Genomic DNA, 21,105 nt, shown 5'->3' with positions numbered 1-21,105 from the left:
TGTCATTGGTTCTGGCCAAATCAATGTGCGACGCGGTTGTCCGTCCATGTGCCAGCGTTTTCGAGAATGAAGTCGGGTTCTTGGAATTGCTCACGGAGAACTTGAAGATAGATCTCCGCTTCCGTTTCGCGACTGATCGGTGGTTGAGAGTCGGCAATCAAACCCAAAGCTTCATCCAAGACGCCAACAGTTCCCGTGCCTTCGTCGAACTGAGCTTTCTCCCGCCAGACCAAATCGTGTGGCAGCAAGTCTTCACAGGCTTTGCGAAGAATCCACTTTTCGACGGTTCCGCCAGTGGCTTCGTCAGTGACTCGCATCTTCAGAGATGCCGGAATGGACTGAGCGAAGTCGATCAAATCGCGATCGAGAAACGGCGTGCGGGCTTCGAGTCCTTGGGCCATCGTGATGCGATCGACCCGTTGCAGGTTGATGTTGTGCATCGACTGCAAAGACCGCGTGAGTTCCTCGGCGAGTTCGCGAGGAGCGGTGGCATACTCGTGATGATACGCATACCCGGCGAACAATTCGTCGGCGCCTTCGCCAGTCAGAATGGCTTTGACGTGTTGGCGGGCCAGCGTGGTGGCGAAGTGCGTGGGCATCGCGCTGCGAACAAGGTCTACGTCTGCGCTTTCGAGATGATAAATGACGTGCGGCAAGGCGTCGGCTAGGTCTTGTGGCGTGAATGTCAGCTCGTAGTGCTCGGAGCCGATATGGTCCGCGACTTGTTTCGCAGCCAGTAAATCGGGGCTGCCCTCCACACCGACCGAGAACGTTTTCAAAGGCCGATCAATCGCTTTCGCTGCCAATGCCGCAATGATCGAGGAATCCAGACCGCCGGAAAGGAAAGAGCCAACTTCGACATCGGCCACCATCCATTTGCGGACGGCTTCTTCAAGAACAAGTCGGAGTTCGCGAGAGATCGGTTCGATATCCAAGCCGGGTTCCACGTCCGCTGCACCATGAGGAATCCGAGCCCACTTTCGGTAGCCGTCAATACTATCGAACATTCCTCCGGGTTCGATCGCTTGAATCGACTTAAGTCCCAAGCCGTCGAAAGCCTTCAGTTCCGAGGCAAAGGCCAATCCGCCGTCAAACTCCGCGACGTACAACGGTTTAATGCCGAGTGGATCCCGAGCGGCAATCACGCGATCACGAGTTGCAAGCACGAAGGCAAACATGCCATCGAGTTGAGCGATCCAGCGTAGCCGATCGGAACGGAACAGATGCAGAATCGTTTCACTGTCGCTTTGCGTTTCGAAGGCACTTTCACCCAGGATCGCGCGTAAATCCGAGTGATTGTAGATCTCGCCGTTCGCAACGAGGATATCGTCTGCACTGTAGATCGGTTGACGACCGTTTTGAGGACCGATGATCGAGAGACGACAATGCGCCATGACCGCAGGCACATTTTCCGATCGGTAGATTCGGACTTCGTCGGGACCGCGATGGGCAATCCGTTCGATCATTTGCCGAGCGAGGGGTTCGTTGTCGATGTTCCACAAACAAACGAATCCGCACATAGAAATCGCGTCCTTCGGGAGATCCTTGGGCAATACGAGCGTCTTCCGAAGGCAACCCTAGACCCGAGACCAGGCAGCGTCAAGTACGCACGTCAAACGGAACGCCGAGGTTTTTCGTGAGACGACCGATTTCTCGCTGAATCAAATCTAGGTTCGAGTCGCGAACGGTGGGGAGTCGGAATCGGGCATCGCGAACGCCATTGTAGTCGATTTCCGCAACGATCAGTTCTTCGCCGTCACCGGCTTGAATTAATGTGTTTCCATAAGGATCGACCACACGACTACCGCCCCAGAAACGGTCGTCCAAACTAATGCCGCCAGAGAAATTCGCCATGATGACGGGGAAGCCGTAAATCATCGAGTAAAACTTGATGACCGTTTCCCAACCGGCGGGATTCGAAAAATCGCCCGCCAATGCCCGCTCAGAAGAGGCAACGGGGGCGATCAATAGCGTGGTGCCATAAAGGGCCGAAATCTGCACGAGCGCCGGGTTCCAGAGGTCGGCACAGACGAGAATCGAACCTATCCAAGGTCGCTGCAACTTGAAAACGTCGATATAGCGTCCGCTGGCGTAGTGCTTCTTTTCTTCCAGATTCCCATAGGAAGCGAGGTTCAGTTTGCGATGAATGAACTGGACGTTGCCTTCGTGGAGCACCGCACAGGTATTGTGGATCTGAGCCGCGTACCCATCCTCGACAAATCCCACGACCGTCCGCATCGGCCCGGATTCGTTCGCCATTTCCGTCAGAAGTTGGTCATCTTTTTCGATGGCCACTTCCAACGCCCGGAAGCCGACCGGGTAACCGGTAATGGAAAGTTCCGGGAACACGAGCAGATCGACGTCGGCCGCTCGGGCTTGCTCGATGTACTTGAAGTGTTTGTCGACGTTAATGTTGACTTCGTAAGGCACGGAATCAATCTGCGCGACAGCCACTCGCAGAACAGTCGTCTTGGCCGAGTCGGATTTTAGCGATTCTTCGGTCACGGGGCGTCATCCTCGAAAATCTTACAACGACGTCAATACGTTGAAAGACTTCATCGACGCACGTTTCCACGGTTCGTGAATCGAAGCTTCGGTGCTCGCATAGTCCGAAGCACCGAACCGCTTCGCTCATGCCATGCATGTTCGATCATGCCATGCATGTTGTGATGCATGCCGCTCTCAAACTCACGCTACTCCAGTTCAAAAGTCAGTTCCTGGGCTTCGCCGGTGCTAGGAATCGAGGCTTTGAGCGGCGAACTGGTTGGTTGGGAGTACTTCTCGGGAAGCGAACTTTTGGCGACAGGGGCGGGTTCTCCGGCGGCTGGCGGTTGGTAGCTGCCTTCGTCTTCGCTTCCTGATCCGGTCTGCGGCGGAGCAGCCACCTTGACGACTGTCACGCTGTACTCGCCTGGAACCAGACCATCGCCTGTTTCGAACGTCCGCACCTCGGCTTGGCCGTTGTCATCGGTGATTGCTGAACCTGCGTGTCCCCCTGCGTTGCTAGCTGGGATAAAATTCACCGTTGCCCCGGCGACCGCGGTACCACCTTGCGTGACAGTGACCGTAACCGGCACCGTTTCCGGGCGATTGGGATTCGCCTCCGATCCCCCGCATCCTAAAAGTAGCCCTAATACGCCCACCGTCACGGAAGCATAAAAAATTCGCATAATTATCCTCTTGAAATTTGTGTGAATACTTACGTAAAATATCGCGAATACGATGAGAACTCACACTTATCGTTATAGGTAATTTGAGATTGTTCTGCCTAGTCACAGGGATGAACAAACTCCCAAGAATCCTACCCACGACATTCCCCACCCCTAAACAAGGCTCGATTGTCGTAGAGCTTTCCTTGTTGAGTTTTCCTACCTAAGCGAACTCTCGGTCCGTATAGCGATCGAGCGTGCAGACACCACACCCACACTTTTGCTTTGCACGTTTCTGCGGGGTGAACTCCCCGGTTTTTTCAACCTTTTTGGTTATGGAGAGTTGAGATGCGCGTTTCCCGTCGAGGGTTCACCCTCATCGAATTGTTGGTGGTCATCGCGATCATTGCGATTCTGATTGCCCTGCTATTGCCCGCCGTTCAACAAGCTCGTGAAGCGGCACGTCGAACCCAATGTAAGAACAATCTCAAACAACTTGGTATTGCGCATCACAACTATCACGATGTTCACGGCGGGTTCGTTCCACGGAAATATGGAACCGCCGCGTGCACCCAATCCGGGACCTATCACAACGGCAACTGCAACCGGTTGAGTGGTTTCTTCGGACTGCTGCCGTTCATCGAACAAGACAACCTCTATGACGTTATCCAAGCCGGCGACGCAAGCGTTGGTGTCAGTCCTGGTGGACCGGCTGGTTGGGCGGGTTGGCCAGGTTGGGATCATTCCATCGATGGTTTGATCTGTCCATCGGATGCCTACCCAAGCGGCGTGCGACAAACGAACTACGCCTTTAGCTTGGGCGATAGCCACATGAACATTCGGGATACGCAAAACTTGCGTGGCGTGTTCGCTTACCGAACATCGACCAAAATGGCTGATATCACCGACGGTACCAGCAACACGCTGCTGATGAGTGAACGGGTAAAAGCTAGTTTCGGCATCGGCGGAAATACCGGTGCTCGAATCAACCAAGGAACCGCGACCGGTGCCGTCGTCAATCCGCCAGTGAGCTGTCTCTCTTCGGTTTCCGGCAACACCTTTGTGACGCCGAGTGCGGTTAAAGGTCGCTTTGGAACGTCTCTGTGGGACGGTCAACCAGAACGCTGCGGATTCAACACGATTCTTCCGCCGAACTCGCCAAGCTGTACCGACGACGCCAACGTCAACGCCGACTCCATCAATGTGTTGCTACCTGCCAGCAGCTTGCACCCAGGTGGTGTCAATGTGCTGATGGCCGATGCATCGGTGCGATTCGTGAGCGAAAACGTCGACACCGGAAACTTGGGTGTGACTCAGACCTCACCGAGCTTCGGTGGCCTCAGCCCTTATGGTGTTTGGGGAGCATTGGGAAGTAAAGCTTCCGGCGAAGTGATCAGTGACTTCTAGGTCGCTTAACGGTCGTCTGTGTTCATTGTCGATTCGCCGAACGGTGCGTTTGTGACAGTCCTTGAACACAGAATATCAAGCTAATCATCGAATTTGACGATTGCTCGTGTCGCCCGATTGGCGACACGAGCAATTTTTTTGCCTATCTATTCCCAAGTGAGCAGCAGGTCTCCGGCTTTCACTTGGCTGCCGGCTTTCACGAGGACATCGGCAACTTTGCCGTCACGTTCGGCAGTCACAGTGGTTTGCATTTTCATCGCTTCCATCGTGAGAAGTTTTTGCCCCTTCGAGACCTGAGCTCCTGCTTCGACCGCGACCGCAACGACCATCCCTGGCATTTGTGATCCGACATGATTCGGGTTGTTCGGGTCGGCTTGGGCACTAGCGGGGGTTTCCGGTTCTTCCGATTTATCGAGCACCAGCACATCACGCGGTTGCCCGTTGAGTTCGAAGAACACACTTCGCATTCCGTCCGAGTGCGGAATTCCGGTCGTCAGGTAACGGATGATCAAAGTCTTGCCCTCTTCGATGTCCGCTGCGATTTCCTCACTGGCTTCCATGCCGAAGAAGTACACTGGCGTGGGCAAAGTGCTGGTGTCGCCGAATTCCAGTTGATGTTTCGCAAAGTCGGCGAACACGCGGGGATACAACAGAGACGACAAGACTTCCTGCGAAGTCGGTTTGCGGTCCAGCAGTTTCTCTAACGTTTCCGCTTCGGCTTCGAAGTCTGCCGGTGGAAGTGTCTCACCAGGCCGACCGTCGAAACACGGGTGATCTTTGACGATCCGTTGGCGAACTTTCTCGGGGAACCCACCGGGCGGTTGGCCCATTGCTCCACTGAGCAAATCGATCACCGAAGCCGGGAAGGAATACTCTTTCTCGCCGTTTAACACGTCGTCGACCGTCAGGTCGTTGCCGACCATGAATAATGCCATGTCGCCGACGGCTTTCGATGTCGGTGTGACTTTCACGATGTCACCAAACATTGTGTTGACGTCGGCATACACATGACACACTTCCCGCCAACGATCCGCCAACCCGAGCGCGGACGCTTGTTGATACAGGTTGGTGTATTGCCCGCCGGGCATCTCGTGGTTGTACAAGTCGGCTGTGCCGGGAAGGACTTCGCTTTCGAACGGCATGTAGAATTCCTTGACCGCACCCCAGTAATCGGCGATGGAATCGATCGCATCGGAATCCAGTCCGGTGGCCCGGTCGGTGAAGCGGATCGACTCGCTCAGCGTGTTCAAGTTGACTTGCGCAGTCCCACCGGAAAGCGGAGCCATTGCAGCATCGGCAATATCTAAACCGACATCGTTGGCTTCCAAGATCGATGCGGTCTGCATGCCGGCGGTGTCGTGGGTGTGGAAGTGAATCGGGATTCCGACTTCATTCTTCAACGTGGACACCAACTTTTTGGCCGCCGCCGGTTTACATAGGCCCGCCATGTCTTTGATGGCCAGAATATGCGCCCCCATCTTTTCCAGCGTCTTCGCCAATTCCACGTAGTACTTCAAATCGTACTTGGTGCGGTTCGGGTTGGTGATGTCGCCGGTGTAACAGATCGAGGCTTCACAGATCGCGTCGGTTTCGAGAACCGCCTCCATCGCCACTCGCATGTTCGGCACCCAGTTGAGGGCATCGAACACTCGGAAGACATCCAACCCCGCGTCGGCGGTTTCCTTGACGAACGCCCGCACGATGTTGTCGGGATAGTTCGTGTAACCGACGGCATTCGATGCCCGCAACAACATCTGGAACAGAATGTTTGGGCATTTCTCTCGCATCCTCGCCAGGCGATCCCACGGCGATTCGTTGAGGAATCGCATCGAGACGTCGAAGGTTGCTCCGCCCCACATCTCCAGGGAGAACAATTGCGGTGCCAAGTGTGCGTACGCCTCTGCCACCTGCAGCATATCGTAAGTTCGCATTCTCGTTGCGAACAACGATTGATGGGCATCACGGAACGTGGTGTCGGTAATGAGCAACTGTTTTTGGTCGAGAATCCACTGAGAAAATTTCTCGGGGCCAAGTTCTTTGAGATAGTCCCGCGTGCCCTTTGGGATTGCTTCCGAGCCATCGAACTTCGGTACCGGGGCTGGCGTCCGTCGTTTGCCCTGTGGTCGACCGGCGACCGTGGGATTCCCGTTGACGATGACATCACCGATATACCGCAACATCTTCTGGGCGCGGTTTCGGCGTTCGGGAATGTCGAATAACTCCGGATGTTGGTCGATAAACCGAGTTGTGCATTCGCCGGCTACGAAGGTCGAATGTCGCAGCAGCTTTTGCAAGAACGGAATGTTCGTTTTCACGCCACGGATTCGGAACTCGGCGAGCACCCGTTCCATCCGTTTGACGGCATCGGTGAATCGTCGTGCACGTGCGGTGACTTTGACCAAGAGGGAATCATAGAAGGGATAGACAACGGCCCCGGAGAATGCGCTACCTGCATCCAACCGCACACCGGTCCCGCTACCCGAGCGATAGTGCGTAATCCGACCATAATCGGGAGTGAAATTTTGCGTCGGGTCCTCGGTGGTGACTCGGCATTGAATCGCAAAACCGTGAATGGGAACAGACGCTTGATCCGGTAGCCCGATTTCCGGTTCGCTCAGTGCTCTCCCCTGAGCGACCAAAAGTTGTGACTTCACAATGTCGACCCCGGTGATTTCCTCCGTCACCGTGTGCTCGACCTGAATCCGCGGATTGACTTCGATAAAGAAGAACTGCCCGCTTTCGGCGTCGACGAGGAATTCCACCGTACCGGCGTTCTGATAGTTGACGGTTTGACCGATCTTCACTGCAGCATCACAAAGTGCATCGCGGATGCTACTGTCGAGTGAGGGAGCGGGAGCGATCTCAACAACTTTCTGATGCCGACGTTGAACGGAACAATCGCGTTCGTACAAGTGCAGCACGTTGCCATGTTGATCACCCAGCAATTGCACTTCAATGTGCCGAGCTTGAGAGATGAACTTCTCGACGAAAATATCCGGGCTGCCAAAGGCAGTTAACGATTCCCGTTGAGCTTGCTCAAAGGCACCGGCAAATTCGTCTTCCTTATGGACCACCCGCATGCCGCGTCCGCCACCACCATGAGCAGCTTTCAGGATGATAGGAAAACCGAGTCCGCGTGCGGTGTCCAATCCATCGTCCACGCTTTGAATCGCACCCTGGCTCCCGCCCAAAATCGGCACGCCGGCTTGCTCGGCGATTTCGCGGGCGGTTGTTTTGTCACCCAACCGTCGGAGCACATCCACCGGCGGGCCGACGAAAATAATCCCGTGATCGACACACGCCTGAGCGAAGTCGGCATTCTCCGAGAGAAACCCGTAGCCCGGGTAAATGGCATCCACGCCAACGCGTTCGGCAAGTTGCACGATCGAGTCGATATCCAAATACGATCGAATCGGCTCGCCCTTTAGTCCGACTTCGTACGCTTCATCGGCCTTGAAGCGATGCAGCGAAAAGCGGTCTTCATGAGCGTGAATTGCAACGGTTCGAATGCCTAATTCATAGGCGGAACGGAACGCCCGAATCGCGATCTCCGAACGGTTCGCGACGAGAAGTTTTTTGATGCTCATCAGTCCAAGTTCTTTCACGGCAAATTGTGTGGGATGCGGACATGATAAAGCGGACTCTGATGAGATAACAGCCACCCGCCACCGAGAGCGTATTGTCCCGCTTGAATCATCGAATTTCGCTGTGTACGTTAGAGTGCATCGAGTCTAGCGATCGAGGAACCGGTGCATTCAGACGTCGACAAATTTCTAGCCACCACAGATCGATGGCAAGAGGAACTGCTGGCACTCCGAGAGATTTTGCTTGATTGCCAATTGGTCGAGCACTGGAAATGGCGTGCGCCGTGCTATTCCTTCGGAAAAAAGAACATCGCGATCTTGGGAGACTTCAAAGATTGCTGCACGCTGGGTTTCTTCAACGGCGCGTTGCTAGCCGATCCACATGACTTGCTCGAAAAACCGGGCGAAAACACGCGGTCTGCCCGTGTGATTCGGTTTACAACTCTCGCAGAGATCCAAGAGCGGAAAGAGATCTTGCGGTCTTACATCATGGCTGCAATCGAAGTCGAGAAAGCGGGTCTGAAACCTCGTTTCGACGAACACCCCCAACTCGATTTGCCTGAAGAACTTCACGCCGCATTCGCACAGAATCCCAAACTGAAGTCGGCATTCTATGCACTCACACCCGGTCGCCAGCGCGGGTATCTGCTGCACTTTTCCGGGGGCAAACAATCAAAGACCCGCTCGACGAGAATCGAACGCTACGCCGAACGGATCTTAGACGGTAAAGGGCTGAACGACTGCGTTTGCGGGCTTTCCAGAAAACTACCCGGGTGCGACGGATCACATTCGAGGCTTCACTGAATTCTGCAAGCGTCTCGGTTATGCTCCATCCGGAATTTCCGGTTCCACGAGGTTCGCAAGTTGCAACAACGACTCTTGCCAACCCAGATAGCACATCTCTACCGGAATCACTTCCGGGATTCCCGACTGCACGATCGACAACTCCGTGCCACAACTAACGGCTCGAAACTCAATCGAGACTGCCATTTCGCCTGGCAGATTCGGGTCGTCAAACCGGTCGGTATAGCGAATGCGTTCGTTCGGTGTGAGTTCAACGAACTTGCACGCAAACGAGTGACTGCTGCCGGTGCCGAAGTTCGTGAACGACATCCGATAGCCGCCACCGACTTTCACATCGATTTCATCAATCTTTCCCAGGAACCCATACGGCGGAATCCAGCGACAGAGCGCATCAGGACAAATAAACGCCTTATAAACCCGCTCCGCAGGAGCACGCAGCACGCGATGTAGTTTCACCGTATTGGCTGAATCGGACATTTTTTGGACTCCAATCGAATAACAGAAACTGAGAACTTCTCAGCGGACATCTCATAGTCGATTGGAACAGTAGCAAATCGACAGGATAATTCGAGTTTTTGACTTCCGTTACATTTGCAAGATCGAACGGTTTGGCCTCCGTCGATTTCTACGGCGTCGTTTGCACGAGGGCGACGCGAAAGCCATTTTTGCCAGCATCGAAATTGGGGATGGCATTGAGATACTGCTTGCGACCGTATCGGATGCGGTCGAACTCCAGCGGCCCGCGGCTTGCCGATCGAGCAAATCGAGCCGGTTCGGTCCAACTTCCGCCTCGGCTGATTCGCGAGTAATTGCCCTGCGTCACGAGTGGATCTGGGCCACCCGGGAGTCGTCTCGAATAACGATCTTCACACCATTCCCGCAGATTCCCATGCATGTCGGCTAGCCCCCAAGCGTTCTTCGTCTTCGAACCCACTTGGTAGGAATTCTTCGAACTTCCGCTGCCATGATTTCGGAGGTCACGGTAGTTGGCAACGAACTTGAGGCCGGCTTCGTCGTCCCCAAAGCAATAGGTTGTCGTCGTTCCCGCACGACAGGCATATTCCCATTGTGCTTCAGTCGGTAATGCATAGGCCCATTCCTTCGGCAATTGCCCCGACCGATGTTCTTTGTCGGTGAGTTTCTTACAGAACGACCTGGCATCATTCCAACTGATGTAACTAGCTGCTTGATAATCGCCTTCATGAACCGTTGGCTTGCCACTCCAGGGCTTGGTTCCGACGACTGCGAACCACTGACGTTGAGTCACCTCATACTGACCAAGATAAAATGGGCGTGTCAGTGTGACTTGCACCTGGTGCTCGTCGTCTTCGCGATCGCTCTCCGACCGTGGACTACCCATTTTGAAGGAACCCGGCGGGATCAGCACCATGACCATCGTAGCGGAGTTCAATTTCATCGTCGGCATTTCCAGGTATGCTGCCCAAACTTTCTGACCGGCTTCGGCTTGAGAAGCATTGAACGGGCTACGCATCAACGCGGGCCTCGGTTTTGCATTCGGAATTGGCAGTGGATTCGCTGATGGAGCTTTGTTGGTGGAAACTGAGGCAACGACCGAATCAGCCGACTGCGGAGGCTTGGTGGTCGAATCCTGTTTCACTACGACTTGCGGCGTTGGCTTCGGAGTATCATTGGAAGTCTCGATGAGCTCAGGCGGTGGTGACGAATTCTCGGTCGGTACGTTGGATGGCTCAGACGTCTGATTTCGAGTCGCTAATGTCTTGATGCCGTCAAACGCTTGCGAGATTGTGTCGCTCACTAGAACGGTCGGCGGATCACTTTTCTCTGCTTCGGTCAAGGACGTTGTCGGCTGACTGCTCTTGGTTGTTAGGTTCGAGGAAGCGGGATCTGGTTTGCTGATTGCGACCAGGAAAATGGCTGTCGTCAACGCGACCACCGACATTGTTGCGACTATCGGCTTTCGCCACTTCGCGAAAAATTTCCGCACCACCCCATCTTTAGTCACAACAGGCTGCGGTTGGATCGTGGTCTGATCAAGCGATGTCGTGGTCTCGACGGTGGCTGCTTTTGTCTCGGGAGTTGTCTGCGGTTCCTCGTCCCACAGCGATTTCTTCGGCTGCGATCGAGATGTCGGTTGTAGTATGAGATTTGGCTGCGTTTGAATGGTTGCGAACAGCGAGGTTCCGCCGACCTTGCCGCTTGGCGTGGCTGAAGTTTGAGCGAGATACTCATCCAAGGCTGCGGCGAACTCACTCATACTGGCGAAACGATCGTCTGGCTGTTTCGCCATCGCTTGCATACAAATGGATTCGAGTTGCGGATCGATCGACGAGTTCCATTCCGATAACGGCGGCGCTTCGGAGCCAATGATTTTCCCAAGCACGACCGTTGTGCCGCCTTCAAATGGCAAGCGACCGCAGAGCAATTCATAGAGGATGACGCCGAGACTATACACGTCGGTGCGTAGTCCGATTTGCTCAGTCTGCCCCATTACTTGTTCGATTGACATGTAAGCCGGCGTACCCAAAACGACACCGGTCTGCGTCAACCGGGATTGAGCTGCATCCGTCTCCAACGCGAGACCGAAATCCATCACCACCGGCACACCGCCGTCTTCGATCATAATATTCTCGGGTTTGAGATCCCGATGGACAATATGATTCCGATGGGCGACGTCAACTGCACTCGCGATGGTACTCACCAGCTTCACCGCGTCTTGGACAGTAATCTGCCCTTGTTGACCTAACCACTTGGAAAGCGGAACACCTTCGATGTAGGCCATCACAAGGTAGTGGTATCCGTCAAACTCACCGACGTCATATACAGGGCAGAGATTTGGGTGTCTTAACCCGAACATCACCCGTGCTTCGCGATAGAACCTTTCGGTGGCCCGCGCGGTTTGACCTTTGTCAAGAAACGGAATTTTGAGGGCGACCAATGAATCCATCATTGTGTCGTGGGCTAGAAAAACCTCGCCCATGCCGCCCGACCCGAGTGAGCGGTTGATCTGATAGCGGCCGAATTGTTCTGGAATACGATGCGGCATACCCTCTTGGTCCGTGAATGACTTCACGTGTGATTAGACCACTCAACAAGGGTACATTTTTTCGGATTGGCATACCAGCCAATAGCCGGATTGTCGCTGGTTGGCTTTACGCGATGATGTCGTGCACGACTCGGCCGTGGACGTCGGTGAGGCGGAAATCGCGGCCGGAGTAGCGGTAGGTGAGGCGTTCGTGGTCGAGGCCCATTAGGTGCAAAATCGTGGCGTGCAGGTCGTGGACATGGACGCGGTTTTCGACGGCGTGCATTCCAAAATCATCTGTCGAGCCATACATCATTCCGCCCCGCGTGCCGCCGCCAGCGAGGAACATCGAGAACCCGGTGTTGTGGTGATCGCGTCCGGGCTTGTTCTTCTTCTTTTTATCTTGCTGAGCGTATGGCGTGCGACCGAATTCCCCGCCCCAAATGACGAGTGTGTCGTCGAGCAGTCCGCGTGCTTTGAGATCACCCAGAAGCGCAGCGGTGGCTTTGTCGCTGTCAGCACACAGGCGGCGATGTCCGTCGTCGTTGTTGGAATGCGTGTCCCAAGGTTGCTTGCCGGACTTTGTGACGTAGTAGACCTGCACGAAACGAACGTCGGCTTCGAGTAAGCGACGCGCGAGCAAACACGATCGCCCGAACGGCGTACTGCCGTAGGCTTCCTGCACGTGTTTCGGTTCGCCACTGATGTCGAACACGTCGGTCGCTTCACGTTGCATGGCGAAGGCAAGTTCCATCGCCCGGATTTGCGATTCCAACGCATCGTCTTGGTTGCGTTCGTCTGCGTGCAGGCGATTGAGTTGGTTCAAAATGTCGAGCTGTTGGCGTTGTTGCGAACGATCCCAACGCGGGTTGCGAACATTCGCGACGAGCTTGTCGACAGCCATGTCGTTCGTGTTGACCGCCACGCCTTGATGTTTGCCTGGCAGAAATGAGTTTGACCACAACTGTGGCCCAACCACTGGCAATCCCGGACACAGACATACGAAACCCGGCAGGTTCTGATTCTCACTTCCCAACCCGTACGACGCCCAAGAACCGAGACACGGCCGAGTCGGTTGGATATTCCCCGAGTGCATAAGCAGCAAACCCGGTTCGTGATTGGGCACGTCGGTGTGCATTGAACGAAGTACGCACAGATCGTCGGCATGACGTGAGAGATTCGGCAGCAATTCGCTCATCACCACGCCGCTTTCTCCGTGCGGCTGGAATTTGAACGGCGATGGCATGTAACCGGCGCCGCGTCCCTTCGAGCGTTCCGAAGGTTCCTCACCTTCGTGTTTCTTGAGGGCCGGTTTGGGGTCGAATGTGTCGACGTGCGACGGACCACCGTTCATGAACAGGAAGACAACCCGCTTCGCCTTCGGTGCGAAGTGCGGCAACGGTGCTGGAGCGGAAGCCGCCTGTGCGGGCGATGTGAACATGCCTTCGGTGTTCATTGCACCGGCCAACCCCAACATTCCAAAACCGGCACCCGCACGTTGCAGCATCGTGCGTCGATTGACCAACGTGGGCGTGGTTGTCCGCTGCATGAGGAATCTTCTTTCTGATGCTCTTAAGGATGCTATCGCGAGGTCACGTACCCATCACCGGGGTCAGTCGACGAACTGCAGTTCATTCGAGGCGAACAGGATTTGGGCGAATTGCGTCCAACGACTATTCTCGTCGTCGGCATGATTTTCCAAGAACTTCGCAGCCAACGCGTGTTCAGCTGGATTTGGCGATCGGCTGAAACACAACTGATAGGCGAGTTCAAGCCGCGAGTCGAAATCGGTCTGACTGTTGATCAATCGACTGGCGAATGCTTCCGCTTGCTTCACCATGAAGGGGCTGTTCAATACAAACAGTTTTTGTAACGGGGTGGTGGTTTGAATGCGGCGTTCGCTGTGGGTGTTCGGATCGGGATGCCCGAATAATGCCAACATGGAATTCAGTTCCAGACGGCTGATTTCACTATAAACGGTTCGGCGAGTCGATTTCGGATCTTGCGGGTCGATCGATTGGCCACCGACTTGCGGATCAAGTTCCCCGGAAATCGTGAGTACTGCGTCCCGCCATTGCTCGATGCTCAGTCGTTGCCTGGGCATACGTGAGAGCAGTTGATTCGCCGGATCACTGGCGATCGCTTCGGCGGTTGCGACACTCGATTGACCGTAAGTCGCCGACATCGTGATTTCACGATGGAGCCATTTCAAAGACCAACCGTGTTCGATAAACCGTGTCGCGAGATCGTCCAACAATTCCGGATGCGTTGGTTCAGAGCCAAGTTTTCCAAAGTTACTGGGCGTATCGACAATTGGCTGACCGAAATGTCGTGCCCATACCCGATTCACGATCACCCGTGCCGTCAACGGATTTTGCGGATCGACGATTGCGTTCGCGAGTTCCAATCGTCCGCTGTGGGATTCAAATGCTTTGGCTTCGTCATCGAGAATCTGTAGGAATCGTCGTGGAACGGTTGGGCCTTTCTTCTTGACGTCGCCCCGAATGAAGACATTGAGATCTTGCGGCTTTGTGTCCGCAATGATGTGCATCGCGTCTTCCGGGTTCTTCGTTTCGCCACCCTTCTCCGCTTTTTTCGAGTCATCCATTGGGCGGTTGAACATCCGCGTGCTAGCGAATACCCCCGCGAGTGCGTAATAGTCTTCGGTTTCGATTGGGTCGTATTTGTGATCATGACACCGCGCGCAGGCCACCGTCAGCCCAAGTAATCCGCGACTCACGACGTCCACACGGTCTTCCCATTCGTCAGCCATCACTTCGAGCGAGTTCCGCCGATAGTACTTCGGACCGAGCCCGATAAACCCAAGTGCGACATGATTGCGGTCGTCTTTGGGTTCGATCAAATCGGCGGCCAGTTGCAGTTTGATGAATTGATCGTACGGGACATCTTTGTTCAACGCGTCGATCACCCAATCCCGATACAGATACGCGTTCGGATAACATAGCGAGCGATTGTTCCCGACAATGTGGGCTTGATCTTCGGCGTACCGCATCAAATCCAACCACATTTTCGCCCAGTGTTCGCCGTATTGCGGCGAGGCCAACAGTCGTTCCACGACACGCGATTTTGCATCCGCAGAGTTGTCCGCTTGAAACTGTTCCACCTCGTGTGGAGTCGGCGGAAGCCCTGTCAGATCGAACGTGACCCGCCGCAACCAAGTATGCCGGTCAGCGGGTTCACTTGGTGACAGACCAGCATCTTCGATTCGCTTGAGGACAAACGCATCGATCGGACGTGTGATCCAGTCGTGTTGTCGAGTTTCCGGCTCTGGGTGACGCTGCGGTGGTTGAAAGGACCAAAACTCTCGGGCGGATTCGAAATCGATTTCCGTCTTGGCAATTGGAATACTCTCGCCCCCCGACCGCGGATCGGGAGCGCCCATTTCGATCCACTTGCGAAAGTCCGCGACGACCTTTTCACCCAATGGTCCACTGGGTGGCATTTCGTAGGTCGTGTAGGCGAGTGCGTCGATCAGCGGGCTTTCATCGGGTTTGTTCGGCACAATCGCCGGCCCGGAATCACCACCGGTGAGCAGTGCTTCGCGAGTGTCGAGCAGCAGGTTCCCTTTGAGTTCGCCATTCGTTGCCGCTTTCGCCGAGTGGCATTCGTAACACTTTTCAACCAGAACCGGCCGAATTTTTCGTTCGAAGAATTCCAGTCCGGCTTCATCAGCGAGGGAAGTCGAAACTACTAACCCGAAAAACAGGCTGACCCAAGCGAACTGGCGCAGTATGGAGAAGTCCAACATGGCGGAATGATTTGGGCTGGTGGAAAGGCGGGAGCAAGCATTCGCATCTCAAAGTATATCAAGTCGTTGATGCGTGGGGAACTGTTTTGGATAGGAAATTGATCGGTTGCGGACTTGAGGTGGTTCCACTTTTCGGGAGTTATTGTGGCGGGTTTGACGCAAACAATTCCAATGCGGTGCGATGCACGAACAGAAACCAGCAGCCGACGAATGTGACGATGCCACCGGAAAACGCATAGAAAGGATGCGTCGAGAGACCAAGAAAGAACCCCAACCAATTGACTGCAATCAGGACCAACGTCGCATAATAGATTCCCGGCCACCAGCGACACGCGAAGGATAAATCCGAGTTGTTTTGCTGGATGTCAGGAGGCGTTGGCCCGGGACCGTCGTACCATATTTCGAATCGGCCGAACGCGAGACAACCTGGGATCGTCATGACGACCGAGACCAAGAAGGCGGGAACCGTCAAATCCCAGGGAATAACACTTGGTGCCCACGAAAGAGCGTACAGCGACGATCCGTAAGTCAGCGTGACGACGATATAAATCCATCTCAGCATGATCGAATCGCTCGCACCGGCCTACTGAAAACCGGCCGGCAGACTTGGTGGCGTGGGAATTGCTTGCAAGGGAGCACCGACGTTCGTGCCATCGGTAGCGCCCGAGATGGCCGGGTTGTTGCCGAGGGCTTCGTCGTCCAGCATCAGATCAGCGGGAGAAACGGCAGAGGCTTCCATGCGGTCCCACATGCCGCTCCAATCAAATCCACCGTTCTGTGCACCGACTTCCTGCCTCGACGACTGCGTCCAGGTGCGTTTCCACATCTCGAAATCGCGAGAGATGAATTCCGCTGCGTCGCCGGACCAAAACATCTCGTAGCCATAATAGAAATTGCGCTGACCGTTGAATTGCAGCAACTGTTCGTACCGATCGGCACTTACAGCGCCATGAATCGCTACCAAGGGGTTACTGGTATTCGTGGCGAAGATGTTGTCTCGGGCGGTGGAGACATCGATGGGAAGTAGGTCACGCGGGGTCGAACCGGCATCAAGACGGATGAGCGAATCGGTGACGGCTGTGACGTGAACCATCCGCAACTCGACTCGTGCGGATTCGTCGAGCAACTCGAGATTCCCCGTCGACGCAAAGGCCGCCCCTTCGACAACGATCGCAGATCGCTCGAGATTAATTCGACCGGGACTGGTATGGTGCGATGTGATAAAATCACAACCGCCACGGATGAGACTGTTGACGACTTCGATACTGAACTCGGGGCGAGGTTCGGCACTGGTCCGTTTCATTCCCATGTCGACGGGTGATCGGACCGATGCCTCAAGTAGTTCGATGGCCGAGCAATCAACGTTGCCCAAATTTTCGACAGTGATCGAAACGCGGTCTAACCGGACCTGGCCACTTCCCTGCAGGGAGATAACGGCCCAATCGGTCTCCGCTCCGAATTGCGTCGCGGTGTCGAACCGGATATCTAAATTGATTAAGTCGATCGACGCGTCCACCAACTCCATCAATCGAGTTTGTTGAGCCGAACCATCGTCCACGTCTGCGACATACTCCAACCAGGGGCGAGAGTCTTCAGCCGCTCGAATAGCCAGTTTCTTTCCCTTGATGAGAATGGGCTTACGGATTCGTTCCGGCAAGGTTCCCGAGGTGCGGACTTCGATGATGTCGCCGTCATTGGCAGCGGCACAGGCAGCTTCCAAGGTCGGTTTGGTTTCCGATGGCGAACCATCGGCGTGTAAGATTGTGTATGGCCGAAGTTGTTCGACGGGGGTTGTTTTCACCGGCGAACGTGTCGTCTTCGATGTGTCGAGTTCTTTCGAAGTTGGTGTGACAGTTGTCCCCGTTTTCGTCGAAGTCATGGCAACGGAGTCTGCCGGTGTTTGTTCGGTCGGCTTGGTCGGCGAGACCAGAGTTTCGCTTGGTCGCAACGGAGAGAGCGTATCAGTCGTCGAGGGTTTGAAGATCGGCTCGATCCCTGGAAACGGCAACGCAGACGAAGAAACGGCATCGGGATCCAACAACGGAAGTGGTGGATCGGTGGAAGCCGTAACTAGCGGTTGAGTATTGGAACTCGCTCTCTCACTCTCCGTTCCGATAGAACGCGTAGGGGCTGTGCTTTCGTTCAAATTCGATGACGCGACCGGCGCATCATTGAAGATGGGATCATCTCCTTCGGAACGATCTGCGAAGGGCTTCGGCGGAACATCAGGATTCGTCTGTGTGCCCGAGTTGACTCGATTTGGAGCCGTTACAACTCGGTCCGATGGTGCGGAAACGGAGGCTGACCATTTCGGGAATCGCTCGATTCCGATCACGATCGCAAACAGCAATCCGACCGTCGCGATCCAGCCAAAATGACGTTCCCAAAAACGTTCCGGTTTCACTTCCGGAATCGTCCAGATGTAACTTTCCGGGTCGACGGCTTGCAGTCCGAAGGCCTGCGCCAAGCGACCGAGATCCACCAACAATTCATCCGGGGTCCCGTAGCGGTTCTTCGGCTTGGTCGCCATCATTTTCTTGACGATCGCCGACAATTCCGCCGGCACGAGCCGATTGCGAGTCGCCGGGTCCGGCGGTTCCTTACCCTGATGGTCGAGCAATTTCTGGAGTACCGTACCCTCGGGATACGGCGGCGAACCCGTCAGAAGGTGGAATAGGGTGCAGCCAAGCGAATAGATGTCGCTACGGATGTCGACTCGGCGAGGATCCTGAGCCTGTTCGGGTGAAATGTAGTCGAACGTTCCCAGCGTCGTGCCAGCGAGTGTGATGTCGCCCAATGAATCGGCTGCTTCTTTCCGCGCCAAACCCAAATCCACGAGTTTGGCCCGACCATTGGACGTGATGATAATGTTCGAGGGTTTGATGTCGCGGTGAACGACACCCGCTTCGCAAGTGTGCTTCAGCGCGGTTGCGATTTGCAACGTGTAGTTGATGGCCTCTGCGGGATGCAAGGGACCGCGTTGCGAGATCAGATCGCGAAGATTCAAGCCATGAATATACTCGAACGCGATAAAGTGAAGACCTTTGTCTTCACCGAAGTAGTGAACACGCGCAATGTTATCATGGTCGAGACGGGCCGCGGAACGGGCCTCGTTTTGAAACCGACGGACCGCGGATTCATCACGCGATTGACTCGGCCCAAGAACTTTAAGGGCCACAATTCGTTGCAGACGCGTGTCCAATGCCCGGAAGACGGCTCCCATTCCGCCAATTCCGATCCGCTCATTGATCACAAAATGCCCAAGTTCGACGCCTTCAGGGCTCGTCGGGGCAGCTTCGGTGATCGATGATCCATCCGAATTCAAAACCGGGAACAAACGGTTCCACAAGTCAGGGTCGTTCCGGTTCGTCGATGTGCTGGCTGGTTTATCGGATGATTGCTCGCCCCGTCCTTCCAGATTGACAACGGTCTCCGTATGGCGAGACGCGCCGGGAAGCAATGGGAATGCAAACGGAGAGCGTTCCTCGTCGGGAGATGACTCCGGAGGTTGTGTAACTTGGGAGGAGTGTTCGTGCGTTCCGTGTTGGCTCATCGAGTTTCTCGAGCCTGAGAATGGTTGAGGAGTCCGTTCCACAATGCAAACATATTATCGCGCTAACTTCCTTGGGGTCAAAGAAAAACCCCTACACCGGCCGGCTTCTTACAGGAAATTCTCGATAGAAACCTCGGCAGATCCCGAAGTCAGTCACAAAAAAAGTTATTTCAAAATTTGTGCGACGTCGGAATCAATGGATTCTAATAAGGCTCGAAGTTGTTCAAAAACATCGTCAGTGAACAGTTCACTTTCCAAAACAACACCGACTTCGTCCCGGATCGTGCGATCGGTAGCCGGGTTATCAGGTAAACGGTAGACGCCGGAAGACTCCTGAGGTTCCACCAAACGTTCCAACTGCCGAACTTTTGGCACAAAACCGAGTTCGACATGTTCGATGAGCTCGCGCACTATGACATCGGCAGCCTTGTATTTTTCCCGAAGTGTCATGCTTTCAAGACGATAGTTCGACATCGCAGCCCCTCATGATTGAGGATTAAGAACAGAAATCCAGATATGGAAAGTCAGAAACTGGAGACGGACGCCTTCTTTGACTGAAGGACACGAATGTGACATCCGTTTCAAATGTCGAGTGTATGGAAGAGAAGTTCGAAGATGGGACGTTCTTCCATATGAGTATTGTCACGTATTAGGAAAGCGTTTTGAACGAACTATGAAAATCCGAGCGGAAAACAAGATTTTTCGGACCAGACCTTGGAAATTCAGGTTTGGTTTGATCAATTGTGGGCTGTGGAATTCGAATCGTCCAAAGTAGACAGATACATGACTGAAAATTTTGACCGCTCTGAGGTTCGTGGATTCGACATTTATGAAGCTGAGTTGGCTGTTGGGATCGATGCGGTGCGTCAAGCGATGTCGGTCTGCCAATTTGTTCAGAGTCAGGTGACCCCGGAAGCCTTGGAAAAGCGGGACAAAAGCCCCGTGACAATCGCCGACTATGCCAGTCAGGCAGTGATCTGTCGTTCATTGAGTTTGGCGTTCCCTGGTGATCCAATCGTTGCAGAAGAGGATTCCACCTCACTCCGGCAAACAGAGCAAAAGGCGTTCCTCACGCAGATTGAACACGAGTTACAACGAGTTGGGATCAACGGAACCACGGACGACATCTGTCGCTGGATCGATCAAGGAAACGCGCAATCGTATTGCAACCGGTTCTGGACGTTGGACCCAATCGACGGGACCAAAGGGTTCCTACGTGGCGAACAGTACGCTGTTTCGTTGGCGTTGATTGTGGAAGGACTGCCGACGGTGGCGGTGTTGGGATGCCCGAATCTCTCAGCGGATGGGCAAGCGGGCGTCATTTTTTCGGCAGTCAGTGGGCGTGGAGCCATGTATCAACTGGCCGACGGGGAACAATCTCCGCAGCCGGTCCGAGTTCGGGAAACACCGGACATGGAACAATCGCGGTTTTGTGAGTCTGTCGAAAGTGGCCACAGCAAGCACGATTGGTCGGCGCGAATTGCTGAGGAGTTGGGCATTGTCGCCGACCCGGTTCGCATGGATAGCCAAGCGAAATATGCCGCCGTGGCTCGGGGAGAGGCGGATATCTATCTTCGACTGCCTACTCGCCCCGGCTATCTCGAAAAAATCTGGGATCACGCCGGTGGAGTGCTCGTCGTTCAAGAAGCGGGGGGAACTGTCACCGATATCAATGGCCAACCACTCGACTTTACCCATGGCATCGAACTGGTAGAGAATCAGGGAGTTGTCGTGACAACTGGTCGACATCATGATCAAGTGATCGCTGCAATCCAGCAAACCCGTGCCGAATCTGAGTGATTCGATAGGTCCAACACCCCGCCCCATTGGAAATG

General features: G+C 54.6%; 14 protein-coding genes. 3 read left to right on the top strand and 11 right to left on the bottom strand.

Annotated elements, in window-relative coordinates; genetic code table 11:
• Positions 1 to 20: 20 nt before the first annotated feature.
• The 3 genes from asnB to AC5DDB_RS06945 all read right to left on the bottom strand — a co-directional run bounded on the left by asnB (position 21) and on the right by AC5DDB_RS06945 (position 3,170).
• A complete protein-coding gene (gene asnB / locus AC5DDB_RS06955; RefSeq protein WP_491738971.1) occupies positions 21 to 1,520 on the bottom strand; it encodes an asparagine synthase (glutamine-hydrolyzing) in 1,500 nt (499 codons plus the stop codon).
• Positions 1,521 to 1,599: 79 nt separating this feature from the next.
• Positions 1,600 to 2,505 (bottom strand): nitrilase-related carbon-nitrogen hydrolase, encoded by a 906-nt coding sequence (locus tag AC5DDB_RS06950; protein WP_491738970.1) that lies wholly within the window; start codon positions 2,503 to 2,505, stop codon positions 1,600 to 1,602.
• Between the two features lie 188 nt (positions 2,506 to 2,693).
• The gene (locus tag AC5DDB_RS06945; protein ID WP_491738969.1) at positions 2,694 to 3,170 is read right to left on the bottom strand and encodes a hypothetical protein; all 477 of its coding nucleotides are present in this window, start codon (positions 3,168 to 3,170) and stop codon (positions 2,694 to 2,696) included.
• A 327-nt stretch (positions 3,171 to 3,497) separates the two neighbouring features.
• Between AC5DDB_RS06945 and AC5DDB_RS06940 the strand changes: the two genes are divergently transcribed.
• Entirely contained in the window at positions 3,498 to 4,556 is a 1,059-nt protein-coding gene (locus AC5DDB_RS06940; protein WP_491738968.1) for a DUF1559 domain-containing protein, read from the top strand.
• 146 nt (positions 4,557 to 4,702) lie between these two features.
• Here the strand turns inward: AC5DDB_RS06940 and AC5DDB_RS06935 are convergent, their stop codons facing one another.
• Entirely contained in the window at positions 4,703 to 8,143 is a 3,441-nt protein-coding gene (locus AC5DDB_RS06935; protein WP_491738967.1) for a pyruvate carboxylase, read from the bottom strand.
• A gap of 162 nt (positions 8,144 to 8,305) precedes the next feature.
• Between AC5DDB_RS06935 and AC5DDB_RS06930 the strand changes: the two genes are divergently transcribed.
• Positions 8,306 to 8,944, top strand: coding sequence for a YdeI/OmpD-associated family protein (locus AC5DDB_RS06930; RefSeq protein ID WP_491738966.1), 639 nt, complete (start codon positions 8,306 to 8,308; stop codon positions 8,942 to 8,944).
• Positions 8,945 to 8,962: 18 nt separating this feature from the next.
• Here AC5DDB_RS06930 and AC5DDB_RS06925 read toward each other — a convergent pair whose 3' ends face one another.
• The 7 genes from AC5DDB_RS06925 to AC5DDB_RS06895 all read right to left on the bottom strand — a co-directional run bounded on the left by AC5DDB_RS06925 (position 8,963) and on the right by AC5DDB_RS06895 (position 19,744).
• Positions 8,963 to 9,421 (bottom strand): SRPBCC family protein, encoded by a 459-nt coding sequence (locus AC5DDB_RS06925; protein ID WP_491738965.1) that lies wholly within the window; start codon positions 9,419 to 9,421, stop codon positions 8,963 to 8,965.
• A gap of 148 nt (positions 9,422 to 9,569) precedes the next feature.
• Positions 9,570 to 11,969: a protein kinase domain-containing protein gene (locus AC5DDB_RS06920; protein ID WP_491738964.1), complete on the bottom strand. Its 2,400-nt coding sequence runs from the start codon at positions 11,967 to 11,969 to the stop codon at positions 9,570 to 9,572.
• A 106-nt stretch (positions 11,970 to 12,075) separates the two neighbouring features.
• Positions 12,076 to 13,497 (bottom strand): DUF1501 domain-containing protein, encoded by a 1,422-nt coding sequence (locus AC5DDB_RS06915; protein WP_491738963.1) that lies wholly within the window; start codon positions 13,495 to 13,497, stop codon positions 12,076 to 12,078.
• Between the two features lie 63 nt (positions 13,498 to 13,560).
• Positions 13,561 to 15,717 (bottom strand): PSD1 and planctomycete cytochrome C domain-containing protein, encoded by a 2,157-nt coding sequence (locus AC5DDB_RS06910; RefSeq protein ID WP_491738962.1) that lies wholly within the window; start codon positions 15,715 to 15,717, stop codon positions 13,561 to 13,563.
• 139 nt (positions 15,718 to 15,856) lie between these two features.
• Positions 15,857 to 16,279, bottom strand: coding sequence for a hypothetical protein (locus AC5DDB_RS06905; protein ID WP_491738961.1), 423 nt, complete (start codon positions 16,277 to 16,279; stop codon positions 15,857 to 15,859).
• Positions 16,280 to 16,300: 21 nt separating this feature from the next.
• Positions 16,301 to 19,270: a serine/threonine-protein kinase gene (locus tag AC5DDB_RS06900; protein ID WP_491738960.1), complete on the bottom strand. Its 2,970-nt coding sequence runs from the start codon at positions 19,268 to 19,270 to the stop codon at positions 16,301 to 16,303.
• A 165-nt stretch (positions 19,271 to 19,435) separates the two neighbouring features.
• Positions 19,436 to 19,744 (bottom strand): hypothetical protein, encoded by a 309-nt coding sequence (locus tag AC5DDB_RS06895; RefSeq protein ID WP_491738959.1) that lies wholly within the window; start codon positions 19,742 to 19,744, stop codon positions 19,436 to 19,438.
• A 309-nt stretch (positions 19,745 to 20,053) separates the two neighbouring features.
• On the opposite strand from AC5DDB_RS06895, the gene AC5DDB_RS06890 reads away from it, so the two are divergent.
• Positions 20,054 to 21,070, top strand: coding sequence for a 3'(2'),5'-bisphosphate nucleotidase (locus tag AC5DDB_RS06890; RefSeq protein ID WP_491738958.1), 1,017 nt, complete (start codon positions 20,054 to 20,056; stop codon positions 21,068 to 21,070).
• Positions 21,071 to 21,105: the final 35 nt, after the last annotated feature.

This window comes from Thalassoroseus sp. (genome assembly GCF_984380535.1).
The sequence above is the reverse complement of the archived record's forward strand: the minus strand, read 5'-3'. Positions and strand labels throughout refer to the sequence as shown.